Origin of the sequence: Pseudoalteromonas sp. Z1A6, assembly GCF_011378745.1 — a bacterium.
Taxonomy (GTDB): Bacteria; Pseudomonadota; Gammaproteobacteria; order Enterobacterales; family Alteromonadaceae; genus Pseudoalteromonas; species Pseudoalteromonas arctica.
In genome coordinates this window covers 18,871-31,167 of record NZ_WTKW01000005.1, presented here as the reverse complement: position 1 = coordinate 31,167, position 12,297 = coordinate 18,871, and the positions used below count along the sequence as shown (strand labels likewise).

General features: G+C 41.3%; 11 protein-coding genes. 8 read left to right on the top strand and 3 right to left on the bottom strand.

Annotated elements, in window-relative coordinates; all coding sequences use genetic code 11:
• Positions 1-270 precede the first annotated feature (270 nt).
• The 3 genes from dapD to map form a co-directional block, all read right to left on the bottom strand.
• Complete coding sequence (gene dapD / locus GQR46_RS00740; RefSeq protein ID WP_002958324.1) at positions 271-1,098, bottom strand: 2,3,4,5-tetrahydropyridine-2,6-dicarboxylate N-succinyltransferase; 828 nt, start codon at positions 1,096-1,098, stop codon at positions 271-273.
• Between the two features lie 9 nt (positions 1,099-1,107).
• Entirely contained in the window at positions 1,108-3,726 is a 2,619-nt protein-coding gene (gene glnD / locus GQR46_RS00735) for a [protein-PII] uridylyltransferase (RefSeq protein ID WP_165739366.1), read from the bottom strand.
• Positions 3,727-3,790: 64 nt separating this feature from the next.
• Entirely contained in the window at positions 3,791-4,576 is a 786-nt protein-coding gene (gene map / locus GQR46_RS00730) for a type I methionyl aminopeptidase (protein ID WP_165739365.1), read from the bottom strand.
• 271 nt (positions 4,577-4,847) lie between these two features.
• Between map and rpsB the strand changes: the two genes are divergently transcribed.
• From rpsB to rseP, 8 genes are all read left to right on the top strand, one after another.
• On the top strand, positions 4,848-5,576 hold the full coding sequence (rpsB, locus tag GQR46_RS00725) for a 30S ribosomal protein S2 (RefSeq protein ID WP_007580978.1): 729 nt from the start codon (positions 4,848-4,850) through the stop codon (positions 5,574-5,576).
• 103 nt (positions 5,577-5,679) lie between these two features.
• A complete protein-coding gene (gene tsf, locus GQR46_RS00720) occupies positions 5,680-6,531 on the top strand; it encodes a translation elongation factor Ts (RefSeq protein WP_007580981.1) in 852 nt (283 codons plus the stop codon).
• 157 nt (positions 6,532-6,688) lie between these two features.
• On the top strand, positions 6,689-7,438 hold the full coding sequence (gene pyrH, locus GQR46_RS00715; RefSeq protein ID WP_007580982.1) for a UMP kinase: 750 nt from the start codon (positions 6,689-6,691) through the stop codon (positions 7,436-7,438).
• A 13-nt stretch (positions 7,439-7,451) separates the two neighbouring features.
• The gene (frr, locus tag GQR46_RS00710; protein WP_165739363.1) at positions 7,452-8,009 is read left to right on the top strand and encodes a ribosome recycling factor; all 558 of its coding nucleotides are present in this window, start codon (positions 7,452-7,454) and stop codon (positions 8,007-8,009) included.
• Between the two features lie 58 nt (positions 8,010-8,067).
• Positions 8,068-8,847: an isoprenyl transferase gene (locus GQR46_RS00705; RefSeq protein ID WP_007580985.1), complete on the top strand. Its 780-nt coding sequence runs from the start codon at positions 8,068-8,070 to the stop codon at positions 8,845-8,847.
• Positions 8,848-8,866: 19 nt separating this feature from the next.
• Positions 8,867-9,733, top strand: a complete 867-nt coding sequence (locus GQR46_RS00700; protein WP_007580986.1) for a phosphatidate cytidylyltransferase — start codon at positions 8,867-8,869, stop codon at positions 9,731-9,733.
• Positions 9,730-10,935: a 1-deoxy-D-xylulose-5-phosphate reductoisomerase gene (ispC, locus tag GQR46_RS00695; RefSeq protein WP_165739361.1), complete on the top strand. Its 1,206-nt coding sequence runs from the start codon at positions 9,730-9,732 to the stop codon at positions 10,933-10,935. Before GQR46_RS00700 ends, ispC begins: the two co-directional genes overlap by 4 nt.
• 1 nt (position 10,936) lies before the next feature.
• Positions 10,937-12,289, top strand: coding sequence for a sigma E protease regulator RseP (rseP, locus tag GQR46_RS00690; RefSeq protein WP_010553745.1), 1,353 nt, complete (start codon positions 10,937-10,939; stop codon positions 12,287-12,289).
• The last annotated feature ends 8 nt before the right edge of the window (positions 12,290-12,297 follow it).

Sequence of the window (12,297 nt, the reverse complement as noted above, 5' to 3'; positions counted from 1 at the left end):
TAGAGCGGTACCTTTTCCTAAAAATTCAATTGAAGAAATTATAATAGGACCATCAGAAAATAATGAGTTGGCCGTTAAAGGCTTAAAGTCCCTTTTGAGTTCATTGAATTTTAATGTAGAGGTGTCCAGCACTCAAACTTCATTTAGAAGAATTTAAAAAGCTCCAAACCCACAAAGGGCTCAGAGCTTTCTATATACAAGTAAAGTTCAGCTAAAACACTTAACTTCAAAGTATCGTTGGGTTTCGTTTCACTCAACCCAACCTACGTGTTACTCATCGATTGAGCGTAGTAGGGCGTTGATGCCTACTTTTTCGCGTGTTTGCTTGTCTACTTTTTTCACTATGATTGCAGCGTACAGGCTGTGAGTGCCATCTTTTGATGGTAGTGCGCCTGGCACTACTACTGCGCCTGCTGGTACGCGGCCGTAGTGAATTTCGCCGGTTTCACGGTCATAAATACGGGTGCTTTGGCTGATGTAAACGCCCATTGAAATTACAGCGCCTTCTTCAACAATTACGCCTTCAACAATTTCAGAACGTGCGCCAATAAAGCAGTTGTCTTCAATGATAGTTGGGTTAGCTTGCAGAGGCTCTAAAACGCCGCCTATGCCAACGCCACCTGATAAATGTACGTTCTTACCAATTTGTGCACACGAGCCTACAGTCGCCCATGTATCAACCATGGTGCCGTCGTCAACGTATGCGCCAATGTTTACGTACGATGGCATAAGTACAACGTTTTTACCTACAAAGCTGCCTTTACGTGCTACAGCGTTTGGTACTACGCGCATACCGCCTTGCTGAAACTGCTCTGGGGTGTAGTCGCTAAATTTAAGCGGTACTTTGTCGTAAAACTGGTTTACGCCGTCGTTCATTGGTTGGTTGTCGCGAATACGAAACGACAGTAACACTGCTTTTTTAAGCCACTGGTGTACAACCCATTCACCCGATATTTTTTCGGCAACGCGTGCTGCGCCGCTATCAAGTAAATCAAGTGCGTCGATAATAGCTTGTTTTACATCGCTTGATACTGTGCTTGGGCTAATGCTATCGCGGTTGTCCCATGCGTTTTCGATCATCGTTTTCAAATCTGACATGTGTGTCCTCTATTCTGTTTCGGCGTTGAATTTTTTACGTAATGCCTGATGAATTTTTGCTTGCTCTTCATCAGTCAGCGCTTGGTATTCGTTATTTGATACAACAAAGAAATCCTCGGCACGTTCACCTACTGTTGTAATACGGGCAGCGTGAATGTGTAGTAAATGCGCTTGGAAAACTTCAGCTATTTTGGTTAGTAAACCTTGTATATCGACGGCTTGAATTTCTATTAAGCTACGGTCTTTGCGTGCATGTGGGCGCAGTACAATTTTAGGTTTAATATTAAAATCTTTAAAGCGTTGAGTTCGGCTCTTTTTAAAGCGAATTTTTTTACGCGGATCGCTTAGCGCTTGCTCAAGCCCACGTTTAATTGATTGCGCTCTACCACTGGCTATAGGGTCGCCGCTCACTTCAAGTATTACAAAGCTAAACAGTATATAACCGTCTTTTGTGGTCAGAACTTGGGCGTGTTGTATTTGTGCTTTTTTAGAGCCAATTACGCTCACTAATCTGGCAAATAATGCGCCAGAGTATGGGCTGTATACAAATACTTGCGTACCGCCATGCATCGCTTTGTTAGACACAATAACACTGGGTTGGCTTAAATCGGGGCTATTTAATAAATGCTCGGTTTGCCATGATATTTGCTGTTCGCTAAAAGCGGTATAATAGTTGGCTTTAAAGCGGCTCCAAATTAAATCAATTTGTTCCTCTTGATAACCTAAATTAAGAAGACGCTGTTTAGCTTGATGCTTTTTGTCGCGAATTTGGTCGCGTTGATCCATTGGGTTTTCGAGCCCTAAGCGCAGTGCGCGTTGCGTGTGTAAATAAAGCTCACGCAGTAGGGTGTTTTTCCAATCGTTCCATAAGTTGTCGTTGGTTGCACGTATGTCGGCAACCGTTAAACAATATAAATAGTCGAGTTGGCGCTCTGTTTTAATACGTGTAGCAAAGTCTTTTATTACAGCTGGGTCGTTAATATCTTTACGCTGCGCGGTAACCGACATAAGTAAATGGTTACTTACAAGCCACGCTACTAGCTTAGCATCAGCCGATGAAAAGCCATGCAATTTAGCAAAAGCTATGGCATCAACAGCGCCAAGTTCTGAATGGTCGCCACCTCGGCCTTTAGCAATATCATGAAATATACCGGCTAAATAAAGTAGTTCTGGTTTATCCATTCGAGTGACTATTTCACTACAAATAGGAAACTCGCTAATGCCTGTTTTATCAAAATATTCGTAAATATTTTTGATTAATTTGTGAGTGTGCTCATCTACGGTGTAGGCGTGAAATAAATCAAACTGCATTTGCCCAAATATATTACGCCACTGCGGTAAGTAGGCGGCAAGCATGCCGTGCTTGTGCATCAGCGTAAATGCGCGTCCCATGCCATTAGGGTGTTTAACTAAGCGTAAAAATGCTTCGCGACAGGCTGCGTAATCTTGTAAATCACCCAATAAACGACGGCGCACCTGGCGAATGGTACGAATAGTACTTGGGTAAATATGCGTTATTGCCGGGTTGTCGGCTATGTGCTCAAACAATACAAAGAGTTGATCGCGTCTAAAAAATACCGACGGATCTTTTACGCGTATTTGATGACCTACTTGCTCAAAGTTTCTGTCGAGTTCTATTGCTGCCACAGCACTACTTTCGGGCATTATACTTTGTTCAAAGTATGAAAGTAGCATTTGGTTAAGTTCGCGCACGCGGCTCATTATTCTAAATAAGCGTTTCATCATACGCTCAACAGAGGCTTTACCGTCGCTACCAAAACCTAAAATTTCGGCGGCTTGCGGTTGATGATCAAACAATAAGCGGTTTTCAGCTCGACCTGCAGCTAAATGCAGTGCAAAGCGAATGTTCCATAGGTTTTCTAGGCACTCAGAAAGCTCTTGAAACTCTTCGTGAGTTAAGTATCCGTGGCTTATTAATTCTTGCAGGGTTTCGGTTCTAAAGTGCTTTTTTGCAACCCAAATAATCGTTTGTAAATCGCGCAGACCACCGGGGTTTTCTTTAATGTTTGGCTCAAGATTATACGCGGTGCCGTGGCACTTTCTGTGGCGTAAGTTTTGCTCTTGAACTTTAGCAGTAAAAAATTCACCTGAGCGCCATACTGGCGTTTCAATAATATGCATTTTGAGTTTTTCAAACTCAATGTGGTTACCAAAAATAAGGCGGCTTTCGAGCAAGCTGGTGGCAAAAGTAACGTCTTCACGTTTTTGCTCAATGGCTTGTTCTATCGTGCGCACGCTGTGGCCAATCTCTAAGTTGAGATCCCATAGCATGGTGACAAACTGGCCTATTTTTTCGCATATTTCTTCGCTTGGCGGTTTAGTTACAAGCAATAAAAAGTCGATGTCGGAGTAGGGATGTAGCTCGCCACGTCCGTATCCGCCTACAGCAATTAGCGCTAAATCAGGCTCATGCGCTAAGTCGTAAACATGAAACAGCTTTATGAGTAGGCGGTCAATAAACTCAGCCCGGGCATTAATTAAATTCCCAACCGGTTGTTTAGAAAACTCGTTATGTAGCCATTTATAAAAATAGCTAGAACAATCGCGATAATCACTAAGTTGCTCAGCATCGCTGAGCAACTTTTTTACTTTGTTGGGTAATGCCACGTGGGCTGGCTCCTTGTAGAACCTTTATTTTGATAAGTACTTTTATCAAATGGTTCGGTTTTTATTAGTGTTCGATAATCCTGTCGATTGTATCATCTGATCGTAGCGTTAAAATTTCAACACCATTTTCAGTCACTAATAAAGTATGTTCCCACTGCGCAGACAAACTACGGTCGCGTGTAACTACTGTCCAATCATCTTTAAGAAGCTTACATTGGCGTTTACCCGCATTAACCATAGGTTCAATAGTTAAACACATACCTGCTTTTAAGGCTTCGCCAGTACCGGCTTTACCGTAATGCATTATTTGTGGTTCTTCATGAAATCCTGCGCCAATACCATGGCCGCAATACTCACGTACAATTGAGTAATTAAAGCTCTCTGCATATTTTTGAATTGCTTCACCAATATCACCTAAGCGCACACCTGGTTTTACCATTTTGATAGCAAGGTATAAGCTTTCTTGCGTTACTTCTGCAAGACGTTTACCTTGAATATTTGGTGTACCAACGTGGAACATTTTAGATGTGTCACCGTGGTAACCATCTTTAATGACCGTTACGTCAATATTTACGCTGTCGCCTTCTTTTAATGCTTTGTCATTTGGAATTCCGTGACAAATAACATGATTAACTGACGTACAAACTGATTTTGGAAAGCCATGATAATTTAATGGAGCAGGGATTGCTTGTTGCACATTAACAATATAATCATGACAAATTGTATTTAGCTCATCGGTGGTAACACCTGGCACTACATGAGGGCCGATCATTTCAAGTACATCGGCCGCTAAGCGCCCAGCTACGCGCATTTTCTCTATTTCTTCAGGGGTCTTGATAATAGCGCTCATTGAGGCTCCAAAGTTGAGTTTTTAACATTTTTCGCAGAACAAATTTTGCACGCGACGTTGAGTATTTAATTTTAATATGGTATAAAGCGCGCCGTCTTTTTACAAATAAATTCTTAAATGATTTTTTGTATTTAAGGCAAACACAATTTTATTTTAACACACACACGTATCGTCACATACACTTGGGTGCATTTGAAGTTTAATTACTTCGGTGTTGGTGCTATGGGATATGTGGAGGCCTAACCCTAAACAACTATAGAGGATCTATAAAATGGCAAACGTTTCAATGCGCGATATGCTTCAAGCTGGTGTTCACTTTGGTCACCAAGCACGTTACTGGAACCCTAAGATGAAGCCTTTCATCTTCGGCACACGTAACCGTGTACATATCATCAACCTTGAGCAAACTGTACCAATGTTCAACGACGCACTTAAGTTTTTATCAAGTGCTGCAGCAAACAAAGGTAAAGTTCTTTTCGTTGGTACTAAGCGCGCAGCAAGCGACGCAGTTAAATCAGCTGCTTTAGAAAGCGACCAGTTCTTCGTAAATCACCGTTGGTTAGGTGGTATGTTGACTAACTGGAAAACTGTACGTCAATCAATCAAGCGTCTTAAAGACCTTGAAGCACAAAGCCAAGACGGAACTTTCGAGAAATTAACTAAGAAAGAAACGTTAACGCTTAACCGCGAAATGGAAAAGCTTGAAAAGAGCCTTGGTGGTATCAAAAACATGGGCGGTCTTCCAGACGCGCTTTTCGTTATCGATGCTGACCACGAGCACATTGCTATCCGTGAAGCAAACAACCTAGGTATTCCAGTTGTTGCAATCGTAGATACTAACTCTAACCCAGACGGTGTTGATTACATCGTACCTGGTAACGATGATGCTATCCGTGCTGTAAGCCTTTACACTAGCGCTGTTGCAGCTGCTATTACTGAAGGTCGCGAGAATAACATCGTTGCTCAAGCTGAGAAAGACGATTTCGTTGAAGCTGAGTAATTAGCTGTCATCAAGTCTTCATCTTTTTAAGGTGAAGACTTGCTATTCTTGTCGAGCGGGTAACCCGCTTATCTAACCTGATTTCAGATTTGAGGATTTACTAATGGCTGTAACTACTGCCCTAGTTAAAGAATTACGCGAGCGCACAGGCGCTGGCATGATGGATTGTAAAAAAGCGTTAACTGAGACTGATGGCGACATCGAGTTAGCGATTGAAAACATGCGTAAAAGTGGCGCTGCTAAAGCTGCTAAAAAAGCAGGTAACATTGCTGCTGAAGGTACTATCATCATCAAGCAAAACGCGGGTGTTGCAGTACTAGTAGAAGTTAACTGTCAAACAGATTTCGTTGCAAAAGACGTAAGCTTCTTAGCATTTGCTAACAAAGTTGCTGACGCTGCAATTGCTGACACTATCTCTATCGAAGACTTACAAGCTAAGTTTGAAGAAGACCGTGTTGAGCTAGTGACTAAAATTGGCGAAAACATCAATGTACGTCGTTTACAGTACGTAACTGGTGAAAACCTAGTTGAGTACCGTCATGGCGATCGTATCGGTGTTGTTGTTGCGGGTGTTGCTGATGAAGAAACACTTAAGCACGTTGCAATGCACGTTGCTGCATCTAGCCCTGAATACTTAACACCTTCAGATGTACCAGCCGATGTTGTTGCTAAAGAAAAGCAAGTACAAATCGAAATCGCGATGAATGAAGGCAAGCCTGCTGAAATCGCTGAGAAGATGGTTGTTGGCCGCATGAAAAAATTCACTGGTGAGGTTTCTCTTACTGGTCAAGCTTTCATCATGGAGCCTAAGAAAACTGTTGGCGATATTCTTAAAGAGAAAAACGCAACAGTTACTAGCTTCGTACGTGTAGAAGTTGGTGAAGGTATCGAGAAGAAAGAAGAAGATTTTGCTGCTGAAGTTGCTGCTCAAATTGCTGCTGCTAAAGCTAAGTAAGATTACTATTTGTGAAGGATAATGAAATTAGATGCAATTAAAGTACTATTTGGTTTTGCTTCGCAGCTAGAAATTCTTTAAAATAACCGCGCTTTTATGTTTAACATAAGCGCGGTTATTTTTTATCCATAATTCAATAAAAGTTGGCCCCAATACTATGACTATCAATCGCAAACCTATTTTTAGACGTGTTCTTCTCAAATTAAGTGGTGAAGCTTTAATGGGAGACGAAGGCTTCGGCATCGATCCTAAAGTTTTAGACCGTATGGCACAAGAAATTAAAGAGCTAGTAGAGCTCGACGTAGAAGTGGGTTTAGTTATTGGTGGAGGTAACTTTTTACGCGGTGGATCACTTGCAGAAGCAGGTATGAATCGCGTAGTAGGCGATCACATGGGTATGCTTGCAACTGTTATGAACGGCCTTGCAATGCGTGATGCGCTACACCGTGCATTTGTAAATTGTCGTCTTATGTCGGCTATTCCGCTTAATGGTGTATGTGACGCTTATAACTGGGCTGAAGCAATTAGTTTATTGAAAACTGGTCGCGTAGTCATTTTTGCAGCGGGTACTGGTAACCCATTTTTTACTACCGATTCTGCAGCATGTTTACGCGGTATCGAAATTGAAGCGGATACAGTAATTAAAGCGACTAAGGTTGATGGCGTATACAGTGATGACCCTGTTAAAAACCCAGATGCGACGCTTTATACCCACTTAAGCTACAATGAAATCATTGAAAAAGAATTAAAAGTTATGGATTTAGCGGCATTTACTCTAGCCCGCGATCACAATATGCCATTGAGCGTATTTAACATGAATAAATCAGGCGCGCTAAAACGCGTAATTATGGGTGAAGAAGAAGGTACACTTATTTCTTCACAAGCCTCAGATGAAATAATCAAATAATTAGGATTAAACCGTGATTAACGATATTCAAAAAGACGCGCAAGCGCGCATGCAAAAAAGTGTAACTGCACTAGGTAGCCAATTATCTAAAATTCGTACTGGCCGTGCACATCCTGCAATCCTAGATGGCATTATGGTGTCGTACTACGGTGCACCAACGCCTTTAAACCAAGTTGCTAACGTAACAATTGAAGATTCTCGTACACTTGCTATTGGTGTATTTGATAAGTCTTTAGCGCAAGCTGTTGAAAAAGCAATTATGGCATCTGACTTAGGTTTAAACCCTATGTCGGCAGGTACTGTTATTCGCGTACCACTTCCTCCACTTACAGAAGAGCGTCGTAAAGACCTAATCAAAATTGTACGTGGCGAAGTTGAAGGCGGTCGTGTTGCTATTCGTAACATTCGTCGTGATGCTAATGGCGATGTAAAGGGTTTATTAAAAGATAAATACATATCTGAAGATGAAGCGCGTCAATCGGATGATGCGATTCAAAAGCTTACTGATAAGTTTATTAAAGAAATGGATACTTTATTAGCTGCTAAAGAAACAGAATTGATGGAAATCTAAACAGCTAATTTTATTAGTTTTGAAACGCCGTCTAGGGTATACTAGGCGGCGTTTTTTTATGGAATACTCGATATTTATGGTTCTAGATGCTGACACAATTTCACAGCAATGTTTACCCAAACATGTTGCTATCATCATGGATGGGAACGGACGTTGGGCGCAAGCTAGAAATAGACCTCGTGTGTATGGGCATAAAAAAGGCGTAGACGCAGTTCGTCAATCTGTTCAGTTTTGTACTAAATTAGGGATACAATCGTTAACCTTATTTGCTTTTAGTAGTGAAAACTGGCGCCGCCCTGAAGACGAAGTAAACACTTTAATGGAGCTTTTCTTATTTGTTTTAACAAAGGAAGTTAAAAAGCTTCATAAAAACAATGTAAAACTGACCATTATTGGAGACTTATCACGATTTTCTGAAGGATTACGTAGCAAGGTAGACGCTGCGCATAAGCTGACTGAAAATAACACCGGGTTGCGTTTAAATGTTGCAGCTAATTACGGTGGTCGTTGGGATGTTGCCAATGCGGCAAAACAACTTGCTTTGCAAGTTGCGCAGGGCACACTAAACGCAGAAGATATTACAGAAGAGCGCTTAGCACAGCATATGAGCATGGCAGATCAGGCAGAACCTGATTTACTTATTCGCACTGGTGGCGATGTTCGTATTAGTAATTTTTTACTATGGCAAGTTGCTTATGCAGAACTTTACTTTACCGAGACACTTTGGCCAGATTTTAATGAAGCAGCATTTGCTGAGGCCATTGCGTGTTACGTTGCCAGAGAGCGACGTTTTGGTTGTACGGGCGAACAAATAAAACAATTACTCGCTCAAACCTAAATAGAATAAGGGTCACATTTTGTTAAAACAACGAATTTTAACCTCTCTAGTGCTAGCTCCATTAGCATTGGCTTTGGTTTTTTATACACCGCTTACGTTATTTAGTTACTTTGCTGGTGCAATTGTATTATTAGGCGCATGGGAATGGTCTGCATTTATGGGCCTTTGCGACAAGCTTAAACGTGCTGCCTTTGTTGTGTTTATTGGCGCTTTACTTGCCTTGCTTAATTTACATTGGCCTATTGAATCATTATGGGAAAATGGCAAGCTAGTCGGTGATGCAAATTACGTATTTACGCTTTCGTTTGCTTGGTGGATTGTTGCTAGCTATTTAATTTGGCGCTACCCAGAAATGGCTAAAGCGTGGAATGAAGGCCTAGTTATGCGCGGCATTGCAGGATTATTAACGCTTGTGCCGTTATGGCTTGCACTAAATACACTACGTAGCGCGCAATATGCTGAATCAACTCATTTTGGTTCGGTGCTAATTTTAGTGGTACTCGGTATTGTATGGAGCGCAGATGTGGGTGCTTACTTTACGGGTAAAAGTTTTGGTAAACATAAGTTAATGCCTAAAGTAAGCCCTAATAAAACAATTGAAGGGTTAGCAGGCGGTGTAGTCGCTTCTATTATTTTTGTATTAGCATTTTGTCACTTTACCGATGTTGATTTAGTTGTATGGCCTGTGTACGCGATAATGACAGCATTTATTGCGTTGTTTTCTGCGGTAGGTGATTTACTGGAAAGCATGTTTAAACGTGAAGCTGGTTTAAAAGATAGCGGTCGATGTTTACCAGGACACGGCGGTATTTTAGATAGAATTGACAGCTTAACGGCTGCTGCTCCAATGTTTGTTATGTGCTATGCGTGGACTCTTAGTTTATGAGCCAAAAGCAATTGCTGGTTATTTTAGGCGCAACGGGCTCAATTGGTTTAAGTACACTTGATGTTGTGTCGCGCAATAAAGAGCTATTTGATGTTTTTGTTTTGGCTGCAGGACAAAATGCAAAGAAAATGGCGGAGTTGTGTATTGAACATGAACCGCTTTATGCGATTATGGCTAACCAGCAGGCCGCAGAGCAATTATCTGCGTATTTAGCTAATACTCAGTGCCAAACTCTTGTTATGCACGGTGAGCAAGCAATGAGTGACTTATGTGCTCATCCTGATGTTGACATTGTAATGTCGGCAATTGTAGGTGCAGCTGGTTTACTACCCACATTAAGTGCTGTTGAAGCGGGTAAAAAAGTACTACTAGCTAATAAAGAATCTTTAGTTATGTCAGGTCAGTTGTTTATTGATAAAGTTAAACAACATAAAGCCACTTTGCTGCCAATAGATAGCGAACATAATGCAATTTTTCAATGCCTACCGTCTTCGTTACAAAATGCCAAAGGCGATCAAAAACTACAGCAACATGGCGTAAGTAAAATTTTGCTTACCGGCTCTGGTGGCCCATTTTTAACGCGTGATATAAATACGTTAAAAGATGTAACCGTAAGTGAAGCCGTTGCACACCCTAACTGGTCGATGGGTCAAAAAATATCAGTAGATTCCGCAACTATGATGAACAAAGGTTTAGAGTTTATTGAAGCTAAGTGGTTATTCAATTGTGATGCGAGTGATATTGATGTGGTTATTCATCCACAAAGTATCATTCATTCAATGGTGCAGTACCACGATGGTTCTATTTTAGCGCAAATGGGTAACCCCGATATGCGCACGCCAATTGCCCATGCACTTGCGTATCCTGAGCGAATTAATGCGGGTGTTAAACCGTTAAACTTCTCTGAAATTTGTGATTTTTCGTTTACTAAACCTGATTTTTCTCGTTATCCAAATTTACAATTAGCGATTGATGCGTGTAGTGCAGGGCAGGGCGCGACAACAACGGTTAATGCAGCAAATGAAATAGCTGTGGGCGCATTCTTAAACGGTAAAATTGGTTTTACCGATATATACAAAATAAATGCACAGACGCTAGAAGCTGCAACTTACACCAATGTGCAAAGCCTAGATGAAATTTTAGAGTGTGATAAATTAGCGCGTATTAGCGCTTCAGAATTTATAACAAAAGTGGCGCATTAATATGTTTGATTTTTTTTGGAATCTTGGCTCATTTATTTTAGCGCTTGGTATTTTAGTGGCCATACATGAATATGGCCATTTTTGGGTTGCACGAAAAATGGGCGTTAAAGTGCTGCGTTTTTCAATTGGTTTTGGTAAGCCACTGTTAAAATGGCATGACAAATATAATACCGAATACGTGATTGCCGCTATTCCATTAGGCGGATATGTAAAAATGCTTGATGAGCGAGTTGATGACGTACCAGCAAATCAACGCCACTTGTCGTTTAACTCTAAATCTGTACAAGCGCGTATTGCTATTGTTGCTGCGGGACCAATGGCTAACTTTTTGTTTGCCATTTTTGCTCTTGCGGTGATGTATATGGTAGGTGTGCAATCGGTTAAGCCAGTTGTTGGCAGCATAACCGAAGGCAGTCGCGCAGAGCAGGCGGGCATTATGCCTTCTCAACATATTATAAAAATTGGTGATGATGACATAACGACATGGCAAGATGCCACATTTGCGCTTATGTCTAACTTAGGCGAAGAAAGCGTTGAAGTTATTGTTCGTGATAAAAACCTTCAACCACGCGTTAAAACGCTTAATTTAGAGGGTTGGAAGCTTGACCAGCGAGACGTACCACCACTGAGTTCGTTAGGTATTGTGCCATTTAGACCTCAAGCAACTTTAACAATTGCCGCCGTAACTAAAGACTCAGCCGCAGAACACGCTAATTTACAAGTTAACGACACAATTTTGGCTGTAAACGGTGAAACAATAAGCAATTGGCAGCAATTAGTTAATCTTATTACGCAATCAGCTAACAAATCTTTACAATTTAGTGTAAAAAGACAAGATACTATACAAGCCATTACAGTTACCCCTAAAGGGCGCATTGATAATAACGGTATTGAGCAAGGCTTTTTAGGTGTTGCTCCTGTTGTACAGCAATGGCCTGATGGCTATGTAGAGACAAGGCATTACGGCCCGCTCGATAGTATTGTGCGAGGCACAAAAGAAACTTGGCGCTTAATTACACTCAGTTTTGACATGATTGGTAATTTAATTACAGGCCAGGTTTCGGTTAAAAATTTAAGTGGTCCTGTGGGCATTGCAGTAGGCGCTGGAACTAGCGTAAGCTATGGGTTAGTGGCCTTTTTAAGCTTTTTAGCCTTAATAAGCGTTAACTTGGGTGTATTTAATTTATTACCCTTACCAGTGCTTGATGGCGGACACTTAATGTATTACATAATTGAACTTTTTCGTAAAAAGCCGGTCTCTGAAAAGACACAAGAGTTTGGTTTTAAAGTGGGTGCCTTGTTGCTCATTTTTCTAACATGTTTCGCTTTGTTCAATGATGTATCGCGTTTGTAGTTACAGCG